The organism is Planctobacterium marinum (genome assembly GCF_036322805.1).
Classification (GTDB): Bacteria; Pseudomonadota; Gammaproteobacteria; order Enterobacterales; family Alteromonadaceae; genus Planctobacterium; species Planctobacterium marinum_A.
In genome coordinates, this window is the sequence record NZ_AP027272.1 from 27,667 (window position 1) to 51,956 (window position 24,290).

At 45.2% G+C, this 24,290-nt stretch carries 18 protein-coding genes and 3 rRNA genes; 14 read left to right on the forward strand and 7 right to left on the reverse strand.

What is annotated here, in order from left to right:
* The first annotated feature begins 2 nt into the window (after positions 1–2).
* The 5 genes from AABA75_RS00115 (at position 3) to aroE (ending at position 3,470) form a co-directional block, all read left to right on the forward strand.
* A complete protein-coding gene (locus AABA75_RS00115) occupies positions 3–479 on the forward strand; it encodes a DUF494 family protein (protein WP_338290269.1) in 477 nt (158 codons plus the stop codon).
* A gap of 37 nt (positions 480–516) precedes the next feature.
* Positions 517–1,077: a DNA topoisomerase family protein gene (locus tag AABA75_RS00120; RefSeq protein WP_338290270.1), complete on the forward strand. Its 561-nt coding sequence runs from the start codon at positions 517–519 to the stop codon at positions 1,075–1,077.
* 76 nt (positions 1,078–1,153) lie between these two features.
* The gene (locus tag AABA75_RS00125) at positions 1,154–1,726 is read left to right on the forward strand and encodes a Sua5/YciO/YrdC/YwlC family protein (RefSeq protein ID WP_338290272.1); all 573 of its coding nucleotides are present in this window, start codon (positions 1,154–1,156) and stop codon (positions 1,724–1,726) included.
* Positions 1,727–1,728: 2 nt separating this feature from the next.
* Entirely contained in the window at positions 1,729–2,664 is a 936-nt protein-coding gene (hemF, locus tag AABA75_RS00130) for an oxygen-dependent coproporphyrinogen oxidase (protein WP_338290273.1), read from the forward strand.
* On the forward strand, positions 2,661–3,470 hold the full coding sequence (aroE, locus tag AABA75_RS00135; protein WP_338290274.1) for a shikimate dehydrogenase: 810 nt from the start codon (positions 2,661–2,663) through the stop codon (positions 3,468–3,470). Before hemF ends, aroE begins: the two co-directional genes overlap by 4 nt.
* A 10-nt stretch (positions 3,471–3,480) precedes the next feature.
* Here the strand turns inward: aroE and AABA75_RS00140 are convergent, their stop codons facing one another.
* Positions 3,481–4,023, reverse strand: coding sequence for a gamma carbonic anhydrase family protein (locus AABA75_RS00140; protein ID WP_338290276.1), 543 nt, complete (start codon positions 4,021–4,023; stop codon positions 3,481–3,483).
* 451 nt (positions 4,024–4,474) lie between these two features.
* Between AABA75_RS00140 and AABA75_RS00145 the strand changes: the two genes are divergently transcribed.
* The 3 genes from AABA75_RS00145 (at position 4,475) to rrf (ending at position 9,462) form a co-directional block, all read left to right on the forward strand.
* Positions 4,475–6,007 (forward strand): 16S ribosomal RNA (locus AABA75_RS00145).
* Positions 6,008–6,359: 352 nt separating this feature from the next.
* Positions 6,360–9,230 (forward strand): 23S ribosomal RNA (locus tag AABA75_RS00150).
* A 116-nt stretch (positions 9,231–9,346) separates the two neighbouring features.
* Positions 9,347–9,462: ribosomal RNA gene (rrf, locus tag AABA75_RS00155) — 5S ribosomal RNA — on the forward strand.
* Together the 16S, 23S and 5S rRNA genes form the textbook arrangement of a ribosomal RNA operon.
* Before the next feature lie 755 nt (positions 9,463–10,217).
* Here rrf and AABA75_RS00160 read toward each other — a convergent pair.
* On the reverse strand, positions 10,218–10,841 hold the full coding sequence (locus AABA75_RS00160; protein WP_338290279.1) for a sulfotransferase family 2 domain-containing protein: 624 nt from the start codon (positions 10,839–10,841) through the stop codon (positions 10,218–10,220).
* Positions 10,842–11,321: 480 nt separating this feature from the next.
* Here AABA75_RS00160 and AABA75_RS00165 point away from each other — a divergent pair, with 480 nt between their 5' ends.
* From AABA75_RS00165 to AABA75_RS00180, 4 genes are all read left to right on the forward strand, one after another.
* Positions 11,322–11,738 (forward strand): hypothetical protein, encoded by a 417-nt coding sequence (locus tag AABA75_RS00165; RefSeq protein WP_338290281.1) that lies wholly within the window; start codon positions 11,322–11,324, stop codon positions 11,736–11,738.
* A gap of 61 nt (positions 11,739–11,799) precedes the next feature.
* Entirely contained in the window at positions 11,800–12,447 is a 648-nt protein-coding gene (locus AABA75_RS00170) for a YjbF family lipoprotein (RefSeq protein ID WP_338290283.1), read from the forward strand.
* A gap of 14 nt (positions 12,448–12,461) precedes the next feature.
* Complete coding sequence (locus tag AABA75_RS00175; RefSeq protein ID WP_338290285.1) at positions 12,462–13,193, forward strand: capsule biosynthesis GfcC family protein; 732 nt, start codon at positions 12,462–12,464, stop codon at positions 13,191–13,193.
* Positions 13,190–15,304: a YjbH domain-containing protein gene (locus AABA75_RS00180; RefSeq protein WP_338290286.1), complete on the forward strand. Its 2,115-nt coding sequence runs from the start codon at positions 13,190–13,192 to the stop codon at positions 15,302–15,304. Before AABA75_RS00175 ends, AABA75_RS00180 begins: the two co-directional genes overlap by 4 nt.
* A 29-nt stretch (positions 15,305–15,333) precedes the next feature.
* Here AABA75_RS00180 and AABA75_RS00185 read toward each other — a convergent pair whose 3' ends face one another.
* Genes AABA75_RS00185 through imuA form a run of 4 tightly spaced genes read right to left on the reverse strand, consistent with a single transcriptional unit; the run spans position 15,334 to position 21,295 of the window.
* Positions 15,334–16,035 carry a hypothetical protein gene (locus AABA75_RS00185; RefSeq protein WP_338290287.1) on the reverse strand — a complete coding sequence of 234 codons (702 nt, stop codon included), beginning with the start codon at positions 16,033–16,035 and terminating at the stop codon, positions 15,334–15,336.
* A 50-nt stretch (positions 16,036–16,085) separates the two neighbouring features.
* Positions 16,086–19,169, reverse strand: coding sequence for an error-prone DNA polymerase (locus AABA75_RS00190; protein WP_338290288.1), 3,084 nt, complete (start codon positions 19,167–19,169; stop codon positions 16,086–16,088).
* Between the two features lie 9 nt (positions 19,170–19,178).
* Entirely contained in the window at positions 19,179–20,582 is a 1,404-nt protein-coding gene (locus AABA75_RS00195) for a Y-family DNA polymerase (protein ID WP_338290289.1), read from the reverse strand.
* A gap of 20 nt (positions 20,583–20,602) precedes the next feature.
* Positions 20,603–21,295: a translesion DNA synthesis-associated protein ImuA gene (imuA, locus tag AABA75_RS00200; protein WP_338290290.1), complete on the reverse strand. Its 693-nt coding sequence runs from the start codon at positions 21,293–21,295 to the stop codon at positions 20,603–20,605.
* A gap of 134 nt (positions 21,296–21,429) precedes the next feature.
* Between imuA and AABA75_RS00205 the strand changes: the two genes are divergently transcribed.
* Positions 21,430–21,891, forward strand: a complete 462-nt coding sequence (locus AABA75_RS00205; protein WP_338294773.1) for an EVE domain-containing protein — start codon at positions 21,430–21,432, stop codon at positions 21,889–21,891.
* Positions 21,892–21,969: 78 nt separating this feature from the next.
* Here AABA75_RS00205 and AABA75_RS00210 read toward each other — a convergent pair whose 3' ends face one another.
* A complete protein-coding gene (locus tag AABA75_RS00210) occupies positions 21,970–22,548 on the reverse strand; it encodes a hypothetical protein (protein ID WP_338290291.1) in 579 nt (192 codons plus the stop codon).
* Between the two features lie 317 nt (positions 22,549–22,865).
* On the opposite strand from AABA75_RS00210, the gene AABA75_RS00215 reads away from it, so the two are divergent.
* Complete coding sequence (locus AABA75_RS00215) at positions 22,866–24,290, forward strand: HAMP domain-containing sensor histidine kinase (RefSeq protein ID WP_338290292.1); 1,425 nt, start codon at positions 22,866–22,868, stop codon at positions 24,288–24,290.

A 24,290-nucleotide genomic window follows, 5' to 3' on the forward strand; every position in this document is an offset into this window, starting at 1 on the left:
AAATGTTCGATATCCTCATGTATCTTTTCGAAAATCTTGTTCATAGCGAATCTGAATTTCGCGTCGACCAAGATGAACTCACCGAAGAGCTTATCCGAGCGGGTTTTCATCACGATGAAATCTACAAAGCCTTAGCTTGGTTGGAAAAATTAGCTGCACTGCAAGACAGCGACATCAACCCCTATTTGTCTTCTGCTAACAGTCACGCGGTTGCCCGTGTGTTTACGGCTGAAGAAGAGGTGCGTCTTGATGTTGAATGTCGCGGCTTTTTAATGTTCCTTGAGCAAATTAATGTGTTAGATGCTTGCACACGTGAGATGGTGATAGACAGAGTCATGGAAATCGATGCCAATGACTTCTGCCTTGAAGATCTCAAATGGGTAGTATTAATGGTGCTGTTTAATGTGCCTGGCAAAGAAAACGCTTATGCTCAAATGGAAGATTTGCTGTTCGAAGAGCCTGAAGGTCCGTTACACTAAGCGACCTTAACATACACAATGTTCTCGATAGCGAACTATGAATCATATTGATCACTCCTTATTTGACCACAGTAAAGAGTCAATCAGGCACGCCTATGGCGATTGTCCACAGTGCCAGTCTGAATTGCGCATCCGCAACGGGAAGAGTGGCAAGTTTTTGGGGTGTTCTGCTTATCCCGAGTGCGACTACGCTCAACCTTTGGGTAAAACTCACGGCGTTGAAACCTTAAAGGTGATGGAAAACTCTGACTGCCCGCAATGTCATTCATTACTTGCGGTTAAAAAGGGACGGTTCGGTATGTTCATCGGCTGCACAAATTTCCCTGAGTGTCACTTTATTCAGCATGACGAGCCAAAAACTGAAACCGAAACAGTCGTGTCATGCCCAAAGTGTAAAGTGGGTGAATTGGTTAAACGCGCCAATAAATCCGGCAAACCCTTTTATTCATGTAATCAATATCCAGGGTGCAAGTATATTCTTAACGAGCAGCCTGTCGCTAAACCCTGCCCTGCGTGCCAGTGGCCAGTTCTGGTTAAAAAGTCAGAAACACAACTTCAATGCCCGCAAAAAGACTGTCAAACCAAAGTTGAAGTTTAATTCTGTGGCGCAACGCGTTGCTTTTATGTTTTTAAGCTATACATTAGCCCTAAGGTTTTAAGGTAACAGGCAAGCTATGGCACAACAAAATTCCACAAATGGCACAGTTGATCCGATTTCAGACGCGTTTAACGCGGGCAAGATATTTGTTTATCCCACAGAAGGCGTTATCGGCATTGGATGCGATCCAGATAATGAAGAAGCCGTTAAACAAGTGTGTTCATTGAAACAGCGCCCACTGCACAAAGGTGTTATTCTGATTGCGGATAATTATTCTCAGCTGGTTAAGTATGTGGATGACAGTGCCATACCGATGGACAAACGCACCGAGATCTTTTCCAGTTGGCCGGGAGCCAATACCTGGCTTTTACCTAAATCTAAAAATGCTCCTTCGTGGATTACGGGTGAGCACAATTCAATAGCAGTAAGAGTGACGGCTCATAAGGGCGTAAAAGCACTTTGTCAGAAGTTAAATAGTGCCTTGGTGTCAACCAGCGCTAACCTGGCAGGGCAGGAAGCTTGCCGTACTGTAGACGAAGCGAGACAAGTTTTTGGCGATTCGGTGGTATATATTGATGGCGAAACGGATGGCAATGCTAATCCAAGCACCATTCGAGATGCCATTACCGGACAAATCATTCGGGGTTAACTGTGTCGACACAACAAATTGAAGAAGTAAAAGCATTCTTATTAAAGCTACAAGATGATATTTGCCAGACATTAGAGTTAAGTGATGGAAAAGGCACATTTAAAGAAGATAATTGGCAGCGCGAACAAGGTGGTGGCGGCCGCACGCGAGTACTCACTGGTGGTGATGTTATCGAGCAGGGCGGGGTAAACTTCTCCCATGTTTTTGGTGGAGAGCTGCCAGCCTCAGCAACAGCTGCTCGACCTGAACTGGCCGGTCGAAGTTTTCAGGCGCTGGGCGTTTCATTGGTCATTCATCCCCACAATCCTTTTATTCCAACCTCTCATGCCAATGTGCGATTCTTTATCGCGGAAAAACCAGGAGAAGAGCCAGTCTGGTGGTTTGGTGGCGGTTTTGACCTAACCCCATTCTATCCATTTTTTGATGATGTTCAGCATTGGCATCAAACGGCTAAAGATATATGTGAACCTTTTGGTGAAGAGGTTTATCAGGAATATAAAAGCTGGTGTGATAAATATTTTTACTTGAAACATAGAGAAGAAACCCGAGGTGTAGGCGGCCTGTTTTTTGATGATTTGAATCAATGGGGTTTTGATAAGAGTTTTCAGTTTATGCGTAAGGTGGGTGAAGGATACTTGTCTGCCTATATTCCTATTGTAGAAAAACGCAAAGTCACTCGTTTTGATGAACAGGAAAGGCAATTCCAGTTATATCGTCGTGGGCGTTACACTGAGTTTAATTTGCTGTTCGACAGAGGAACCTTGTTCGGAATCCAAAGTGGCGGGCGCACTGAGTCCATATTAATGTCGATGCCACCACTGGCGAGATGGGAATATGCCTATTCTCCCAAGCCAGGTTCAAAAGAAGCAGAACTATACGACTATTATTTAAAACCGCAGGAATGGTTGAATATCACAGAGCAGGAGTTGCGCGCTTGAAAAAGTTTGTGGTGTTTGGAAATCCTATAGCACACAGCCGATCGCCGGAAATACATAGAATGTTTGCACAACAATTTGGCGAGCAACTGTCCTATGAGCGGCAACTTTCTACTGAGTCAGACTTTGCAAAAGACGTTGGAGCGCTTCAGCAGGAGGGATTTATTGGTTGCAACGTAACTTTGCCTTTTAAAGAGCTTGCATTTCAGCTGGCTGATGAGGTGTCACAAAGGGCGCGAATTGCCGGGGCTGCTAATACCCTCAGTTTATTTAGAGATAAAATAGTGGCTGACAATACCGATGGCCAAGGATTGGTAGGCGATCTTCAGTTGTCTGTTGACTTAGCCGCAAAGCATGTATTGCTGTTAGGCGCGGGAGGAGCAGCGCGGGGCTGCATTTATCCTCTGCTTCAAGCGGGTGTAGAAAAGATAAGTATTTGGAATCGAACCCGTGAAAAGGTAGCAAGTTTAGCTAATGAGTTATGCGCTTATGGCAATGTGGTTGCTGTTAGCAATTTGGAATTGGCAGCGACTAAAGCAAATATTGTTGTTAACTCTACTTCTTCTAGCGTCAATGGCAGTGTTCCAGATATTGCGCCAGAAGTGTTTGGAGACGCAGAATTAGTTTACGACATGTTTTATCAACAAAGTAAAACCAGCTTTTTAGAGTTTGCTGAAAAACAAAATAATGAAGCGTTATTAAAAGATGGGCTAGGCATGCTGGTGGGACAGGCTGCTGAAAGCTACCGTATATGGCACGGTCAACAACCTGACATTAATAGTGTAGTAGATGTATTACGCAAGAGCTGACATCCGTGATTTATTGTTTCGCCATTTCTTCCAGATACTCATCTTTTAATAAAACATAATTCTCTGCAGACTGTTTCAAAAAGGCTCGCTCCCCATCATTAAGCGGGCGAGCTTGTTTGCAGGGTTGCCCTACATATAGATAACCGGAATTTAATGTTTTGTTGGGTGGCACTAATGCGCCGGCGCCAATAAACACATCATCTTCTATTACGGCACCGTCCATAATAATAGCGCCCATTCCTACTAGAATACGATTTCCCAGCTTGCAACCGTGTAACATGCAATGATGCCCAACGGTGACATCATCACCTATTATGAGTGGATGACCATCTGGATTTCCTGAACTTTTGCGGGTGACATGTAATATTGTGCCATCCTGAATGTTGGTATAGTTGCCGATGATCATACGATTCACATCTCCACGGGCAGCAACTAATGGCCAAATACTGGAATGGGCACCTATAGTAATATCACCCACTAATATTGATGATTCATCTACATAAACTCCTTCAGCTAATTTGGGCGTTATTCCTTTATAAGATCGAATTGGCATTACTGTCTCATTTAATAGCGTTAAATATTCCAGGACTTTAGCAAAGATCAGCCTGTAATTTGGGCTTTTTGAACTATATTGATTAATAATTCACCGCTTAAACCTTTTTTGTCAAAATTTTGCAATAAAGTGTTGACCGTGAAGATGATGTCTGTAGAATGCGCGCTCGCTTCAGGGGGAAACACTCGGAAGCAGCTGCTAAAGGCACAAAAACTGAATTGCGTAAAAACTCTACAGGCCTTTAGTGAAGCGGACTTCAACAAGTTACTTGAAAAAATAAATTCAAATAAAATGTTGACAGTCACAAAGGGAAGTGTAGAATGCGCATCCCGCTTGAGGAGAGACTCAAGCAGCCGAAAACGGCAACGTTCTTTAACAGTCAGCAATAAGACAATCTGTGTGGGCATCGATTGATTTTGATGTCGACCCAAAAAATTTATATTTTCGATTTTAATTGAAGAGTTTGATCATGGCTCAGATTGAACGCTGGCGGCAGGCCTAACACATGCAAGTCGAACGGTAACAGGAAGTGCTTGCACTTCGCTGACGAGTGGCGGACGGGTGAGTAATACTTAGGGATCTGCCCCGGGGTGGGGGACAACCATTGGAAGCGATGGCTAATACCGCATAACGTCTACGGACCAAAGGGGGCTTCGGCTCTCGCCCTGGGATGAACCTAAGCGAGATTAGCTTGTTGGTGAGGTAACGGCTCACCAAGGCGACGATCTCTAGCTGTTCTGAGAGGAAGATCAGCCACACTGGGACTGAGACACGGCCCAGACTCCTACGGGAGGCAGCAGTGGGGAATATTGCACAATGGGGGGAACCCTGATGCAGCCATGCCGCGTGTGTGAAGAAGGCCTTCGGGTTGTAAAGCACTTTCAGTTGTGAGGAAAGGTTGGTAGTTAATACCTGTCAGCTGTGACGTTAGCAACAGAAGAAGCACCGGCTAACTCCGTGCCAGCAGCCGCGGTAATACGGAGGGTGCGAGCGTTAATCGGAATTACTGGGCGTAAAGCGCACGCAGGCGGCTATATAAGCCAGATGTGAAAGCCCCGGGCTTAACCTGGGAGAGTCATTTGGAACTGTATAGCTAGAGTTTTGGAGAGGGGAGTGGAATTCCAGGTGTAGCGGTGAAATGCGTAGATATCTGGAGGAACATCAGTGGCGAAGGCGGCTCCCTGGCCAAAAACTGACGCTCATGTGCGAAAGCGTGGGTAGCGAACAGGATTAGATACCCTGGTAGTCCACGCCGTAAACGCTGTCTACTAGCTGTATGCGGATTCATTTCTGTGTGTAGCGAAGCTAACGCGCTAAGTAGACCGCCTGGGGAGTACGGCCGCAAGGTTAAAACTCAAATGAATTGACGGGGGCCCGCACAAGCGGTGGAGCATGTGGTTTAATTCGATGCAACGCGAAGAACCTTACCTACACTTGACATGCAGAGAACTTTCCAGAGATGGATTGGTGCCTTCGGGAACTCTGACACAGGTGCTGCATGGCTGTCGTCAGCTCGTGTCGTGAGATGTTGGGTTAAGTCCCGCAACGAGCGCAACCCTTGTCCTTAGTTGCCAGCATTTGGTTGGGCACTTTAAGGAGACTGCCGGTGACAAACCGGAGGAAGGTGGGGACGACGTCAAGTCATCATGGCCCTTACGTGTAGGGCTACACACGTGCTACAATGGCAGATACAGAGGGATGCGAGACAGTGATGTGGAGCGGAGCCCTTAAAGTCTGTCGTAGTCCGGATTGAGTCTGCAACTCGACTCCATGAAGTCGGAATCGCTAGTAATCGCAGGTCAGCATACTGCGGTGAATACGTTCCCGGGCCTTGTACACACCGCCCGTCACACCATGGGAGTGGGATGCAAAAGAAGTAGTTAGTGTAACCTTCGGGAGGGCGATTACCACTTTGTGTTTCATGACTGGGGTGAAGTCGTAACAAGGTAACCCTAGGGGAACCTGGGGTTGGATCACCTCCTTACGTAAAGGTGTCGAATTGAATTCAATTCGATGTTCACACAGATTGTTTTATTGTATGTAGGTTGAGCTTTAGCTCGACAAAGCCTTAACAGATAGGTTTGCTTTTAAGTTTATCTGTTAAGGTTTTTTGACCCTCGGGTCTGCCTTAAACTGTTCTTTAACAAACTGGAAAAGCTGATAAATCATCGATATTGATGTATTGCAAAAGTAATGCATTTGATATCAACCAAGTATGTATTTTTAAAAAATTTAGGGTAAACGATAGCGTTTTACTCTATCTGACATAGGCGAGTTACAGTCAACAGCAGCGTCTGTTCATAAGATGGCAACATTGAGTGATACAGGGGTTGTATGATTAAGTGACTAAGCGTATACGGTGGATGCCTTGGCAGTCAGAGGCGATGAAGGACGTGTAAATCTGCGAAAAGCGTAGGTAAGGTGATAAAACCCGTTATAACCTACGATGTCCGAATGGGGAAACCCGGCCTTTTAGGTCATCTGTAACTGAATTCATAGGTTACAGAAGCAAACGAGGGGAACTGAAACATCTAAGTACCCTCAGGAAAAGAAATCAATTGAGATTGCCTTAGTAGCGGCGAGCGAACGGGTAACAGCCGATGGTTTATGTTGTAGTGGAATCTTCTGGGAAGTTGAGCGATACAGGGTGATAGCCCCGTACACGAAGCAACATAAAGCACATATTAAGTAGGACGGGACACGTGTTATCTTGTCTGAAGATGGGGGGACCATCCTCCAAGGCTAAATACTCCTGACTGACCGATAGTGAACCAGTACCGTGAGGGAAAGGCGAAAAGAACCCCGGCGAGGGGAGTGAAATAGAACCTGAAACCGTATACGTACAAGCAGTGGGAGCAGACTTGTTCTGTGACTGCGTACCTTTTGTATAATGGGTCAGCGACTTATATTTTGTAGCGAGGTTAACCGAATAGGGGAGCCGTAGCGAAAGCGAGTCTTAACTGGGCGCGTAGTTGCAAGGTATAGACCCGAAACCCGGTGATCTAGCCATGGGCAGGTTGAAGGTTGAGTAACATCAACTGGAGGACCGAACCCACTAACGTTGAAAAGTTAGGGGATGACCTGTGGCTGGGGGTGAAAGGCCAATCAAACCGGGAGATAGCTGGTTCTCCCCGAAAGCTATTTAGGTAGCGCCTCGGACGAATACCATTGGGGGTAGAGCACTGTTTGGGCTAGGGGGTCATCCCGACTTACCAACCCCATGCAAACTCCGAATACCAATGAGTACTATCCGGGAGACACACGGCGGGTGCTAACGTCCGTCGTGGAGAGGGAAACAACCCAGACCGCCAGCTAAGGTCCCCAAATATTGCTAAGTGGGAAACGATGTGGGAAGGCTAAGACAGCTAGGAGGTTGGCTTAGAAGCAGCCACCCTTTAAAGAAAGCGTAATAGCTCACTAGTCGAGTCGGCCTGCGCGGAAGATGTAACGGGGCTAAGCAATATACCGAAGCTGCGGCAGCACGTAAGTGCTGGGTAGGGGAGCGTTGTGTAAGTGGATGAAGGTGAATCGAGAGGTTTGCTGGACATATCACAAGTGCGAATGCTGACATGAGTAACGATAATGGGGGTGAAAAACCCCCACGCCGGAAGACCAAGGTTTCCTGTCCCATGCTAATCAGGGCAGGGTAAGTCGGCCCCTAAGGCGAGGCAGAAATGCGTAGTCGATGGGAAACGGGTTAATATTCCCGTACTTTTATATACAGTGATGGGGTGACGGAGAAGGCTAGGCTGGCGTGGCGTTGGTTGTCCACGTGAAAGTGCGTAGGCTGGGGACTCAGGTAAATCCGGGTTCCTAAGGCCGAGACACGAGACGAGCTACTACGGTAGCGAAGCAGTTGATGCCCGGCTTCCAGGAAAATCCTCTAAACGTATGTATATAAGAACCGTACCCCAAACCGACACAGGTGGTCAGGTAGAGAATACTAAGGCGCTTGAGAGAACTCGGGTGAAGGAACTCGGCAAAATAGTACCGTAACTTCGGGAGAAGGTACGCCCCTGTTTGTGAACACTTCGCGTGGTAAGCAGATGGGGGTCGCAGTGACCAGATGGCTGGGACTGTTTATTAAAAACACAGCACTGTGCTAAATCGAAAGATGACGTATACGGTGTGACACCTGCCCGGTGCCGGAAGGTTAATTGATGGGGTTAGCGTAAGCGAAGCTCTTGATCGAAGCCCCGGTAAACGGCGGCCGTAACTATAACGGTCCTAAGGTAGCGAAATTCCTTGTCGGGTAAGTTCCGACCTGCACGAATGGTGTAACCATGGCCATGCTGTCTCCACCCGAGACTCAGTGAAATTGAAATCGCAGTGAAGATGCTGTGTACCCGCACCTAGACGGAAAGACCCCGTGAACCTTTACTACAGCTTGGCACTGAACATTGACCCTACATGTGTAGGATAGGTGGGAGGCTTTGAAGCGTTGTCGCCAGATAGCGTGGAGCCATCCTTGAAATACCACCCTTGTATGTTTGATGTTCTAACACTGACCCGTAATCCGGGTTGTGGACAGTGTCTGGTGGGTAGTTTGACTGGGGCGGTCTCCTCCCAAATAGTAACGGAGGAGCACGAAGGTTAGCTAATCACGGTCGGACATCGTGAGGTTAGTGCAATGGCATAAGCTAGCTTAACTGCGAGACAGACACGTCGAGCAGATACGAAAGTAGGTCATAGTGATCCGGTGGTTCTGAATGGAAGGGCCATCGCTCAACGGATAAAAGGTACTCCGGGGATAACAGGCTGATACCGCCCAAGAGTTCATATCGACGGCGGTGTTTGGCACCTCGATGTCGGCTCATCACATCCTGGGGCTGAAGTCGGTCCCAAGGGTATGGCTGTTCGCCATTTAAAGTGGTACGCGAGCTGGGTTTAGAACGTCGTGAGACAGTTCGGTCCCTATCTGGTGTGGGCGTTGGATGATTGATGGGAGCTGCTCCTAGTACGAGAGGACCGGAGTGGACGAACCGCTGGTGTTCGGGTTGTGATGCCAATCGCATTGCCCGGTAGCTACGTTCGGAACGGATAACCGCTGAAAGCATCTAAGCGGGAAGCCGGCCCAAAGATGAGTCATCCCTGACAGTTTAACTGTCCTGAAGGGTTGTTTAAGACTAAGACGTTGATAGGCAGGGTGTGGAAGCGTTGTAAGGCGTTAAGCTAACCTGTACTAATTGCCCGCGAGGCTTAATCATACAACACCCGGTATTATTTGGTGTTGTGACAAACAAGCACTTGCTTATGTTAAGAGTAAGACGCGCTTACCCTCATACACGATTTATCAGAATTTCCAAGTTTGTTTCCAGTTTTGTCTGGCGGCCATAGCGATACGGAACCACCTGAATCCATTCCGAACTCAGCAGTGAAACGTATTAGCGGCGATGGTAGTGTGGGGCTTCCCCATGTGAGAGTAGCACACCGCCAGGCTCCTATTTAGAGAAAGGGCTATCCGAAAGGGTAGCCCTTTTTTGCATTTGCGATCCCGAAAAGTCATGGTGTTGTATCAGCATCAACGGATAGCCCTTCCCCTAAATAGTGATTAGCTGCGCTAATCTACAAGAGATGCCTAACCCATTGTTTAACATGGCTTTACTTATTGTCTGATTAGAGCACGAGTAACAATCGTCCCTGAAGGGGCATCCAGCCTCGCCATCCATGGCGGTCGCTACCGCCAGGCTCCTGGTTAGAAAGAAGGCTACCCAGTTGGGTGGCCTTTTTTCGTTTCTGCGGCAGTAAACATTATCATTCCTGGCGTTCATGTCGGGTAGCCCTCTCTCCAAATAGAAATTAGCTGCGCTAATCTACAAGAGAAACCTAACCCATCAATAGTAACTTCATCATCTGCGTTGTGATTAGCGTACGGGGTACAAACATCCCTGTGGCCGTTTTTTGCTCCTGCAAAAACGGCATTCACTACATCCATGTAGCTTAGGGCTGCCAGCCGGGCCGTCCGTCGCCCCGTCGTTCAAGGGGCCGGAACTTCGTTCCTGTAAACCCACCTTTCACCCCCATGTAAGACACACTTGTAGGTCGAGATTTATCTCGACAACTTAGTTATAAGTCCTCGTCTTTGTCCGGCTAAAGCCGAACGTAACGCGGCACATAAGAACAGAGTAAAGGGTTTAGCGTTATCGCTACTTTAGAAAATTTTCCTTTAGGGTTTTGATTCCCTTCAAGGTAACTTATACATAATCAAAAGTTTCAATGTCTCTTTGCCATAGGCGTGTGACAAGCTTTTCAGTTTCAGGTGTGTAATAAGAGTCGTAATTCTTAATACCTGCATTGTTTCTGTGGGGTAAGGCGATGTTTTCGATTCCAAGTTGATCTGTGACTGTTTTCCAATCATTGGCCAGATTTTCAAACTTACCTACAAAATCTAATTGAAGATTGCCATTTTTGTCGGTGAGCATGTTTATTTGGTGTGCGTCCTTTCGCCTACTTTGGTATTTGATAAAATCGCTGAATTCCATTTGTTTCAATTTAGCATGTCGGCCATGTTCTGGCGTTCTGCGAATATACTCATATTCTGAAGCTAAGCGGCTCCATGGATTTCTCACAAAAGCGAATTTGAAGTAAGACTTAAAGGTCTCATCTGGCATTAGCTGTTTGACCGTGTTGATATCCTCATGGAACCGGTAAGCATATTTTCTATGATCTCTTTCTAATTTCAAAAATCGGCTTTTAACTTTAGCTCCTAAACTCTTATTAATGGGATTACTAAGTTTCTCTACACTATCACGAATGCTTGTACCTCCAGACTTTCTAACATGTACAAATATAAAACGGTGTGAATCTGAAATTAACATGGACTGAAATCCTTAGAGTGTGAGTAGTCATTTAATTCCAAATAGATTGCAATAACATTTCAAAGGCTTATTTTTGGATGCTCGGTTGGATTAAAACCAACAAAGATGCCTGATATGTAAAATTGTGTAGCTCTTTGATTGAAATGTTGTCCCGGTATTCACCTGTAAAGAAATGGGGGCAGTTTTTAGGTAATAGCAGTATCACTTTCTACTTAAAACCAACGTGATACGGTAATTGGTTCCATATCAGAGTCCCCTCTCACGCATGAGTTACAAACCCTTACAAGTAATTAGTTATGTGTTGGAAAATAACTTAAAGGGTGCGCGTTAAAGATATACAGAGCTACACAACGTGCCCTAAATGGTTTAAAACACGGAAATCAATTAAATTTATGTGAAGGATCAAAAATTGATGTTGCAGGTACACAGTTGATCTTGTAGCATTCATATTAGTTAATTATTTTTACTTGAGAGCAAAAAATGAAAAAAGTTATTTCTTTAATGATGGTCGCTCTCTTGTCGCTGGGAGCAAATGTATCAGCACAAGAGGAAGCAGAAGCTGGTGCAGCTGCAAATTCAACCGCGGGTTTTATCGCTGAAAATGCAGTCGTGATTGGCGCAGTTGCCGTTGGTGTTGCCGCAGCAATTATTGCTAACAACGACGATGATGGTATCACTTGTGAAGCCGACGAAGTACTTCAAAATGGTGCTTGTGTATGTCCAGCTGGCCAGGTTAAGTTCAACGGCGTTTGTACAACACAGACTCTGCAGTGTACTGACCCTCGCGGTGGAGATTTGATCGATGGAGTTTGTATTATCCCTGCGAATACCATTCGAGATGAAAGTGGTATCACTATCACTAATACAATTACATATCTTCCAGTGTTAGTACCTTAAGCCATTACAAATTATAGAGAAAAGCCGCCCGAGGGCGGCTTTTTTATTGTTCAAAGCATTTATGAAAATATTAAAACCCACATTGTTTTTGTTACTTGGTCTAGGCATAACTGCCTGTAGTAACCCTCTTAAAGTACATTATGACAACATCAAGTTAGCGCTGTTGCTTAACGAAGATATTGCAGTAACGCTGGAAGAAGTCCAAAACTCTGAAATAGATCTAGCGCTTATCAGAAGTGGTGACCGTCCGCTTGCAAAAATAGCTAAAGCGTATCATGAGTTTGACAAAGAAAAATGGATCTCAAAAGACCGCGCTATGTTGGTGCTGAAAAATTATCGGATCATAAAAACAGTCGGATTTAATAATGATCTATTGGCAATTTTTAGTGGTCAGAAAGACCCATTGTCAGATATTGGTGGTTTAAATGGCAAATCCTGGCAATGGCAGGTTGATTGGTCTGCTGGAGAGTACGGTTATGACGTTAGTTCAAACTTTAATAGTAGTAAAGATACAGTACAAATAATGGGTAATAGCTTTAACGTACTTAAAATCACTGAAAATATTATCTATGCAGATGGCTCAAACTGGGAAAACATCTATTGGGTAGATGAAGAATCTTCTTTACTGCTAAAGACAGTCCAGAAAGGCGCACCTTTTGCGGATAGGTTTGAAATTGATTTTGTTAGTAATGCGGCAAGATTAATGTAAATAGGATGGTTACAGTGTTTAAAAAATCATTTTTTCTCCTCGCGTTATTTACATCGGTGCTTAAAGCGGATGTTGAAATTGAATATGCTGGTAATGTTATTCGATACGATATCAATCCCCGCTTATCAGCAGTGCTGAATAGGCTAGTCTTGGGAACAGATTTCTATTGGCACAACAGCTCTCTTTATGCTCTTGACGACAAAACTGCAAATAATCATAAATCTGACGTTATTGCTTTGTTACAACAGATCAAGTCAAAAACTGGTGTCGCAACATCAAAAATGCAGACACTTGTTTCTTTGCAGGAAGAAGTAGAAAAGTGGCAGGTTGCCACCAGATTGCCCCTAAATCTAGACTACGACCTCATTAGAATTCGAGAAGAACTAAATCCCAGGCTCAGCGATGGTCGATATCGATTGCATTTACCGTTTAGGGTTTACACGGTAAATGTAGTGGGAGCCATATCTCAAACTAAAAAGCTAGCGCATCAGAGCATGTCTCATGTTCGCGATTACTTGCAGGCGGATTCTATAGAATACCTTCCTTATGCTGACAAAACTTTCGTCTTTGTTATCCACCCCAATGGTCAGACGAAGAAAGTCTCATTGGGATTTGAAAACATTGAACATGTCGAAGTCCCGCCGGGTGGCACCATTTATATACCCATAAAAGAGTTGCCATTTTCTTCTGAAAATGAGCAGTTGAACATTTCGATTGCGCAGTTATTAGGGAGCAAGATCAATTGAAAAAAGGATATTTGGTTAAAACTTCTTTAGCACTCTTGTTTGGTTCAGTTAGTACGGCTATGGCTGACGATGTCCCTCGTTTGAATAATGACAGGGAAATGTTCTCGTTTTCAGATTTAGGCGGAGTTGGACTGTTGCAAACTCCTACATCCAGAATGATGCAGGATGGGGACTTTACGTTAGGTTATAAGGATAACGGTGAATATCGTTTCTGGTCAGCATCATTGCAGTTGTTTCCGTGGTTGGAGACTACTGTGCGCTATACAGATTTCAGGAACCTTCTTTACAGTAGTGATCCAAATTTTAGTGGCAACCAAACTGCTAAAGATAAGGGTATAGATATTAAGTTAAAGCTCCTTGAGGAATCTTATTGGATACCACAGCTTGCCGTAGGTTTCAGAGATTTCGGAGGCACGGGTTTCTTTGAAAGTGAATATTTAACTGCCAGCAAACGCTTTGGTCATTTTGACTTCCATTTGGGGATTGGCTGGGGATATCTGGGTAATGCTGGAACTATATCGAACCCACTATGTGATATAGCCGATCGTTTCTGTTCTCGTGATGAATTTGGCGGCTTTGGGGTCGACCAAGGGGGGCAATTAGAAGTTGGTGACTTTTTTAGTGGTAACGCTTCTTTGATTGGTGGAATTGAATATCAATCTCCCTGGCAACCACTACGCTTTAAAGTTGAATATGAAGGTAACGATTATACTGATGAGCGGGCTGCGCCTTTGGTTCAAGACAGTCGCTGGAACTTTGGCATTAACTATCTGTATGAAGGATTCGATTTTTCGTTGTCTTGGGAGCGTGGTAATACCTTCGGTTTTGGGGTCAACTACACGTTTAATTTCCATAAGGCCAGCCAATATAAAGTCCAGCCTGAGAAGGAGTCTCTTAAAGAGCGCAATCCAGACCTCGCGTTAAAAGATGTTGATACTGATGAATTAGCATCGAAGGTGTCTCAGTCCGGGATCGCAGTGCGAGACTTTAGGTTGGAAGAAGACAAGTTCGTTGTATATGGCACGAGGAATTTCTATCGCAATCAAGATGAAGCCATAGAGCGTATTGGACGGGCGATAGCGCAACAAGTCCCTGACGATATTAAGACATACCACATAGTAGAAACTAATGGTGCTGTGCCACTCGTTGAAACGGTAATTGATGCAGAGGAATTTATTGCGATAGCAAATCGCGACAAGGTTGAAGACGATTTATCTGTGGCATATGAGCGTAAAAATCCCGATCCAGAGCTTATGGCTAAAAAGGCAGATACCGAATTTACCGGTTTTTATGGTGATATGCGCACATACTGGACCCAATCTTTTGGTTCACCAGAGGCATTTTATCTATTTCAGTTTGGCGTTTATCTCAATGGTGGCTATGCCTTCAACAAACACACTACATTGAACACAAACGTCAGAGTCAACTTGCTGGATAATTTTGACAACTTTAATTTTACGGTAGACGCGTTTAGTTCTTCAGTACCTAGAGTAAGAACCTACGTTCGAGAGTATATCCAAAAGAGCAATGTTTCAGTTGATTCCCTATTTGCTCACTGGATTGATAACATTACTGACGATATTTACGTACAGGCTTACGGCGGTTATCTGGAAACCATGTATGGTGGTATTGGTGGAGAAATTTACTATCAACCTGTAGATAGTAATATCGGCTTTGGTGTTGATCTTAACTACGTCAAACAACGCTCTTTCGAAAACGATTATGACTTCAGAGATTATGAAGCCTTTACTGGCCATGCAAATATCTATTGGCAGCCAGAATTTTGGGAAGACGTAAAGCTTTCGTTTAACGTTGGTCAATTCCTGGCGAAAGACAAAGGGGTTCGATTTGAGTTTGAGCGCAAGTTTGATAGTGGTGTCACGGTAGGTGCGTATGCAGCAATTACTGATATTTCAGCAGAGGAGTATGGTGAAGGCAGTTTTACCAAAGGCTTTTTTATTAGTGTACCCTTCGACATCTTTTCATTGCGACCTTCAATGTCACGAGGGCGAATTCCATGGTCACCTATTTCAAGAGATGGGGGACAACCTTTGCTAAGACCCGTGCAATTGCACAATTTGACCAGCGCACGAAGTCCTTTCGTAGACTAATCAAAAAAGCCCTCACAATGAGGGCTTTTTTATTCCGCGATAAAGGTACCAGGTCTGATGGCATTGACTACTGATTTGAACATTAAGACCCAAAATAACAAGGGTATCATATACCAGCTGAGCAGGTGCTCGACCTGATTACTGCGGTAGTTATTGCGTAAATATTGCTGAGAGAGCAGTACTTTATCACCCGCCATCATGTGAAAAATAACACCATCCTGATGCCATATCTTGAGGTCGGTTTCTTTTTCAATATTGCGATACAGCTTGGTACACAGGTTTTGATTGACATCAATGGCGTAAAACTTGTACCCCCAAGAGAGTACGACAAAATCATAATAGCGATGATCTCTAGAACCCATTTTAAGGCATTGAGTTTTTTCTACATTGATCAGGTATTGCGGTAATGACTGGTACTCAGGAAGGTTCAGGCGATCATAAATCAACCCGCCAATAATTATATGAATAATTGCGATACTGGCCAAAAAGAACTTTCTGAGGGGTTGTTGTTCTTCGCCCTGAAAATCTAACAGGAATTCCACCGAGTCTCGTTCCTCATCATGCTGATGAGAGGAGGCTTCGTAATCAGGTTTTTCCCCAGCCGCCAGTCGCTTTTGAATTTCGTCATCCACTTTTGCAGCGCGATTGGGGAATCTTTCTTTATCGATATTCTCTTGTACTTCGAGAAGCTCCGCCAAATTGTAGCTGGCGTAATGAGGTTCTGGAGTCATCTTTATCATCCTTGAATTCATTTGTGATGTTATTTTACAAGGTGTTAGCGTTAATGAAAATCTCTTGAACGGCTGGAGAGTTGCGCTAGTAAGTGACTTTGATCTTCCAGTTTGCCAGCGATCAGGTGCGTCACTCCGCCATCTCCTCGCTCCAGAACACCAGTCACTTTCAGTATATGGGCTTTCAGATAGGCTTGTTTCTGTGCTCTGGCGGTGGCTCTCCAGACGATAACGTTAATATTACCCGTATGATCTTCTAAGGTGATAAACGTCACTCCTGAAGCCGTTCCGGGGGCCTGACGACCTGTTACCATGCCTATAGCGGTAATAATAGATTGATGACGTGCATTAGCCAGCTCGCGGGCAGAGGTAAACTTGCCCAGTTGCCCTTGTGCTTGTAACAGTGCTATTGGGTGTTGTTTTAGTGTTAGTCGAGTGGACTGATAATCTTCTAACAGATTTTCAATATCGTCAGGTTGGTGCTGATAACCTTGCGTTGGCTCGTGCAGTTCGTTGAACAGTGGCAATTCAGATTCGCGATTTAATAGCGCCCAACGGGTTTGATATCGATTTTGTTCAATTTGATGCATGGCATCCGCGCTGGCCAGGGCCTGCAGTTCGTTGCTTTTAATAGTGAGTTGTTTTAGCTGGTTGACATACTTGTAGCCCTGTGTGGGACGGTTCTGCAGTAGTATATGGGCTGCGCTTGCTGAAAAGCCTTTCACCTGCCTCAAGCCCAGGCGCAGAGCATAACCTTTGCTTTGTTTTTCCATCTGATGATCCCAGTTTGAATGGTTGATACACACGGGCAATACCTTGATATCGTGCTGTCTGGCATCCTGAACCAGTTGCGAGGGCGTATAGAAGCCCATCGGCCAGCTATTCATCAAACCGGTATAAAAGGCTTCGGGGTAATAATATTTTAACCAAGAAGACACATAAGCCAGAATGGCAAATGATGCGGAATGGGACTCGGGAAAACCGTATTCGCCAAAACCACAGATCTGTTTAAAAATGCGCTCTGCGTATTCGTAGTTGTAGCCGCGATTCATCATGCCGCTGATGAGCTTGCTTTTGAACTTCAGCAGCTCTCCGTTTTTTTTCCAGGAGGCCATCGCTCGACGTAACTGATCCGCTTCGCCGCCAGTAAAACCCGCAGCTACCATGGCCAGCTTGATCACTTGCTCCTGAAAGATGGGTACGCCTCGAGTGCGCTTGAGTACGGCTTTAACCTCTTCTGAAGGGTAGGTTTCAGGCTCTTTGCCGTCACGGCGGCGTAAAAAGGGATGTACCATATCGCCTTGAATGGGGCCGGGTCGCACAATGGCTATCTGAATCACCAGATCGTAGTAATTGCGAGGCTTCAGGCGGGGCAACATACTCATTTGCGCCCGGGATTCAATCTGAAATACTCCTACGGTGTCAGCTTGTTGGATCATGCGATATACATTGGCATCGTCTTGTTTGCGGGTAATGTCGGCAATACTGAGTTTGCGCCCATAATGCTGCCATACAAGTTGGAACATCTTACGTATGGCAGTGAGCATGCCCAAGGCCAAAACATCCACTTTCAGGAGTGCCAGACTTTCCAGGTCGTCTTTATCCCATTGGATCACTGTGCGTTCTGGCATGGCAGCATTCTCTACGGGAACAAGCTGGTACAGTGGCCCTGCGGAAATCACAAAGCCGCCAACATGCTGCGATAAATGGCGCGGAAAGCCTTTTAGCTCTTCTACCAGGTTCACCAGCTTTTCGCTTTGACTGGCACTACTGGCAAGGCCCAGTTCCACGATTTGTGCCTGCCAGTCCAGGCCGCGATCCCGGCGGTTTATATTTTTAATAAAATAATCTAATTGTATTTCGGCAATCCCCAAGGCTTTTCCCACCTCGCGCAAGGCACTTTTGAAGCGGTAAGTGGTGACGGTGGCCGCGAGCGCCGTGCGCTCCCGGCCGTATTTCTGATAGATGTATTGAATGACTTCTTCGCGTCGTTCGTGTTCAAAATCCACATCAATATCTGGTGGTTCATTGCGCTCTTTGGAAATGAAGCGCTCAAAGAGTACGGAAATCTGCCTGGGATCGACGGCGGTGATCTCCAGGCAATAACATACAACTGAATTGGCGGCAGAGCCGCGTCCTTGATAGAGAATGCGTTGTTGCTTGGCAAACTGTACGATGTCGTAGATAGTCAGAAAGAAGTATTCGTACTCCATCTCGGCGATGAGTTTGAGCTCTTTGGCAATAATGCGCTTGATGGCAAAGTAGTTCTCTGGAGGCTGAGCAAAACGCACTTGCATACCTTTTAATACGCATTCTCGTAAGTATTTTTTGGGGGTGTAACCTGCGGGGATCAGCTCTTGCGGATACTGATACTTAAGCTCCTGTGGGCTAAAGCTACACCGTTGTGCAATGTGAGTACTTGCTTCTATCCATTCGCTTGGGAATAGGCTTCTTATCTTATCCATTGGCCTTAAACAACGCTCAGCATTACTGAGTAAATTACGACCTAATTGCGCCACTGGCGTACCCGCTTTAATGGCGCTGACGATATGCTGTAACGGTAAACGCTCTGCTTCGTGCATGAGCACCCCACCACAGGCGCTGATGGGAATATGCCATTGATTCGCAAGTTGTTTGCAGTGGGCCAGGTAGTCTTGCTCATTAGCTTTTAAATGTCGCTGCACACCCAGCCACAATCGCTGTTTATAATGTTTTTTTAACCATTCTGCCCAGTGTTTGTCAGTCTCCCTGTCTCCGTGGGGGAGCCACAGTACCAGGCAGTGTTGGCAGGTTTTCAGATCCCATTCCTGTAATTGATATTCGCCTTTGGGCGAACGTCGTCTGGCGTTGGTGATAATACGGCACAGTTCACTGTAGGCTTCTTTATGAGGACACAACAATACCAACTGCAATTCATCCTGAAAGCGAAAGTAACTGCCAACAATAAGTTTGATGGGCAAATCGTGTTTTTGCTGTTCGCTATAAGCGCGAACAATGCCTGCCACCGAACATTCATCGGTGATCGCCAGCGCCTGATACCTTAAAAAATGGGCGCGCTGAATCAGCTCTTCCGGATGTGAAGCCCCGCTGAGAAATGAAAAATTGCTCTGACAAAACAATTCAGCGTATGACATAGGTTTGGCTCAGCTGAAAATGCCGTGCAGGAACCATTGCTGTTTTGTGGTGCGGAACACCCAATACCAACGCCCTTGCACAGAGTGAGCGATAAAATAATCTCGCAGTACCGGGTGATCGTCCCACCAACCGGACAGAATACGCTCAGGCCCTTGTACCAGCTGAACTTTTTCGGTCAACCGCTGTGGTTTTGCAAGCAAAAAGAAGGGCCGATTGGCTTGCAATTGGGGGATTGCTGGTAAAGGTTTTCCGGCAGCCTGATAACAATTGATGTACTCAGGACGAAAATCATCTTGCAAGCTAACTGTCTGAACTTTTTCCAGGCCCAGCCTGGCTTGTAATAAGCTAATCAGCTGTGCTTGAGACAAAACACTTTTCTTGCCGCTAAACAGATCATTACTTTGTGCTGTTTTGAGTCTGACATTGCCGGTTTCCAATGACAGGGCATATACAGGAGATTTTAGTTGTACATTTTCCAGCTTTAATTTTAACAAGGCCTGCCATGTGGTTGCCCGATATTCACCCTCAGCACTATTTACCTGTACGGGCAAGCTGGCTTGCTCACGTTGGTGCAGGCTCAAGATAATCTCTTCGGTGACCTGCTCTCTGATCAGTAAAAAGTCTTCCAGTGCTTCCAAAAGCAACGTCGCTGGAGGTAATAATATCTGGGTATTGTCGATTTCGTAAAGCAACTCAAGGCGACGGTTAAAGCGCTTCTCCGGATGGTAAAAATTCACACTGTGATGTAATTCACCCAGCAGGCGCCCCATGTAAGTCAGAAGCTGGATATCAAAGCGCTTGGCGATATCATTGAGAGAAATGGCCGCCAGATCGCCAATCAATCGAATACCGACGCGTTTCAGGTTTTCAATGGTTTTGTTATCTAGCTCGCTTGCCTCTATAGGTTGTGCTAGTAACTGTTTGCGCATATTGGGATGATTATCGGTGATTGTATCCCAACCTGATTCGGCCAGTAGTTTGGCAGCAAATGGGGTTGAACCCGTTGCGTAATGAAACCTCACCTGGTTGTTATGCAGGGTTCTGGATATGGCTTGCCAGTAGTTGTCCAGGCCCTGATAAAAACGCAGCATGGTATGAATGCGCAATAAAACGCCATTGGACGAAAATGGCACTATATCGGAAGTGAGTTGGTACAAACTATCGCAGAGGTGTTTTATTTTATTGGTTTCATAATCTGGGTTATAAGGCTCTACCTGGAGCTCATGACACAAAGCACTGGCGCTGCCCAGACCCATACCCGGCTTGAGTCCAGCCTGTTGCGCCTGGCTATTTAACTGGCGGATACGGTTGTCTTTGGCATCCAGGATAATAATGGCTTTATCGTTTTCGGTTGCAAATTGACAGTCCATCTGCAGAGCAGGGAAATGCAGGTATAACCACAGTTTCTTCATACGCCACCCGATATTGATGCTTAACTGGCGTGTCTTTTCGGGAAAGGAATGACGTTATTATGATTATTATGACTTTCCGTGAGTTGCAATGCAGGCCAGTGTGGTTGCATATTCACATGGATGTTGCGATGCACCCAGCTACCAATGCGCTTATTGATTTTAACTTCTAAACCTTTGGGTTGTGCGCTCAACGACATGGCTAAGGTGACGGGCAGTGACAAGCCTTGGGTGAGTTGCGAACGAAAGATAAATTGCACCGCATTACTTTGTTTTGCCGCCAACTGTAAGCGCTTAATTTGATGTATTTCCAAATTTTGCAACCAGCTTAATACGGTATGGCAACAATCACTTTTTAAGCATTGTTCTGCGGCCCATAAGGCTTGCTGTTGGTCGTCGGGTGAGATTAGCAGCACCAGACTTAAATCGATGCCCATTTGCGCTAACATTTCACCATTAATTAGCAATGGCGGAGCAATGATCACTAGCAGGCGTTGCTGTTGTTCTTGACGGTTTAACAGGTAAGGTAAAAACAAGCGCAGCTCACCAATACCAATATCACTATGAACATCGATAACACCTTGTCCCGGCAACCCGCCTTCTAACTCCGCATCTAGCTCAGGGTACCCAGACAAGCCACCTTCACCGGGCTCGTGTAACGCTTTTCCCTGCCATATCAAATGCTTATTTTTAAGATAGCTAAGGATATTATTCACCGGAAACACCTGAAGAAACGATATAAATATACTGTATTTATATACAGTATATTTGTTGTCGAAAAACTTGCAAGTTTTGTTTTGGCTTGCCGCTTGTTAAAGTCTTATCTCTTTGAACTGTGGTGAAAAATATAATGGGATATTGGCTATTTAAAACTGAACCCGATGCGTTTGGCATTGATGATTTGGCGGCAAGGCCGGATCAAACTGAGCCTTGGGATGGGGTGCGTAATTATCAGGCACGCAACTTCTTAAGAGACGATATCAAGCTTGGCGATCAGGTCTTTATTTACCACTCCAGCTGTAAAAATGTGGGTATTGTGGGATTGGCAGAGGTGGTTAAAGAGGGCTATGTAGATGGCAGCCAATTTGATCCTGAGGCGAAATATTACGATCCAAAAGCAAAAACAGAGAATCCTCGTTGGTACCGGGTGGACATTAAGTTCATCAAAAAATATGCGAATTTATTGCCTTTGGCAGAGATAAAAGCCATGCCGGAGATTCAGGAATTGGCGCTGGTGAAAAAAGGGGCGAGGTTGTCGGTAATGCCAGTGCCTGAACAGGAGGCGAAAGTATTACTGGCACGCCTGGACTGAAATTGCAGGGCGAGTTAATAAAGTTAAACGCCCGGCAGATATACTGGCAGGCGTTTTGATTATGGCTGTATGAAGCACTTATCTTTTGCTATCAACAGCCATTTGAATTTTATCCAGGTCCTCTTGTGAGAATTCACCGCGTTCGATCATTTTAACAATAACATCAGTGTGGCCAGTTAAAACTGCGTGCTCACCATGTCCGCCTAAAATTATCTGTTTGTGAATGACTTTCTTGTCAGCATCACCATCAGCGATCACTTCAATATTTTCATCATCAATAAACACTTTCTTGAGGAGTTCAGCATCCCCACCATTGACCATGACCATTTTGTGTTCTTTGGCGCCTTTGATTTTTGTTAAATCAAAATGACCATTTCCGGTAAACAAATGACGTGTACCTTCGATGGTTTGCATGATGGTTTCTCGCGTCTTATCGTCGAACTCTGTGAGACGAATATCCAGTAAATCGTCATCTTGCAGCTCTTCCGGGGTAAGGGTTAGCGTTTGATCGTCAACGTTTATTACCACGTTTTTGTTATTGTCAGCGCGAATTTCGATGATTTTATGTGGCATCACATTAGTAGCTGATACGCTACCTACCAAAGCAAGATAGCCGGAGATAGCAGCAGCTAATAATGTTTTAGCAGAAGTTTTCATATGAGTTGTTCCTATTGATAGTAAAGTTCCCACTGTTTAGTACAATGTCCGTGCCAAAAAATAAAACCCTTATATATCAGTGATATAGGTTTTTTTATGGCAGGGTAAGCGAACTACATCCTAAATACTTCCCGATATGAGCCAATGATATCCCCAAATCAGGATATTTCTACTGGAGTATTCATCATACATAGACTTAAATATCAGCAATCGCCTTTGAATAACACCTGTAGACGGTACACAACGAAGTTGGTTCGGTTCTTGATAGGTTGTGTCATTTATTATGGTCAAATAAGGCTTAGCCACACTTGAGTAACATGACGTTGTACAGACCCACTTCACTAAAACACTATCTATTTGGTATCACGGTATTATTCGTTGCCCTTTTAACGGCAGTGCAATTAACCTTATTTGATTATGTTAAAAATCAAATACAGGATGAAATAGCGCAGCGCAGCAGAGCTTTATCTGATGTGGCAGTCAAGGTCTTAAACCGGCAAGTGACAACGAGCACCACAGTGTCAGATGAGCGTCTTACCAAAGCCAACACCCAATCAATTCGCCTTGTGGTGGAATCAAGACCCGGATACGAAGTGGATCTTGGTGATGGCTACACGTTTAAAGGCGGAAAAGATACCAAAATCATTCACGTATTGCCGACAGAAGAGCCAGTCCAGCAGGTGCGTTTGGATGCACCAGCAGCGGTGCAGCAACCTCCCATGGCATTAACACGGGTTGGCGATAGTTTCCGGATTGCCTTTGCAGATGACCCCGATAGGTTGGTGAGTCAGCATATTGTTCAGTTTGATCAGCATCATTCAATGGTGTCGGATTATTTTGACGGGATCATCATTACGACGCTGATCCTGATGTGTCTGTTGCTTGTGTATTTTTATTGGTTGGCAGGGAAAATCAGTATACCTCTGATACTACTGGGCAGTGGTTTCAAACGACTCGAAGAAGGGGAGTTTGGCGCCCAAATTGTCGAATCGGGTGTCGATGAAGTGAAATATACTTTGCAGCAATTCAATCACATGAGCCAGAAATTAGCACAGCTAAATAAACAGGAGAGGGAATGGCAACAACAGCAACAATTAGTTGAAATTCATGAGGTTTCTAAGGGATTAGCGCATACATTGCGAAATCCGTTAAATACTATTGGTTTGGCAGTAGAACAAATTGCACAGGAAGGTGTGTCGGCAGAAACTCGTATGTCACTGGCTAAACACATTCGCCAAAAGATCAGCCACCTGGATAAAACCATAAAAACCATGTTGCGTCTCAACAGTCATGATTTAAAACGCGACAACGATGTGGACGTTAACTCGATTATCTCTGATCTTATTATGGAGTTTGCCAGTGACAATGCTCCCGAAATTGTCTTCGAACGTCCAGCAACTAAAGTGAAACTCAAGGGGGCTGTATCAGAAGTCAGGGCGGTAATTCACAGCATTCTCAGTAATGCCATGGAAGCGAGTAAGCCAGAGCAACAGGTTGTGATCAAGGTGCAAGAGCAACAGAATACAATACAGATTGAAGTCGTAGATCAAGGTGAGGGGCTCGACAACAAAGATATCGAAGCGTTATTTCGGCCCCATACTAGTGACAAACCCGAAGGCGCAGGAATGGGTTTGTTTCTCGCTCAGCGGATCAGTTACACCTACTATGATGGTGCTATTAGGCTTTCGCCTAACCACCCTAACGGATGCGTGGCTACTATCACATTAGCAAAGGAGGTGTAA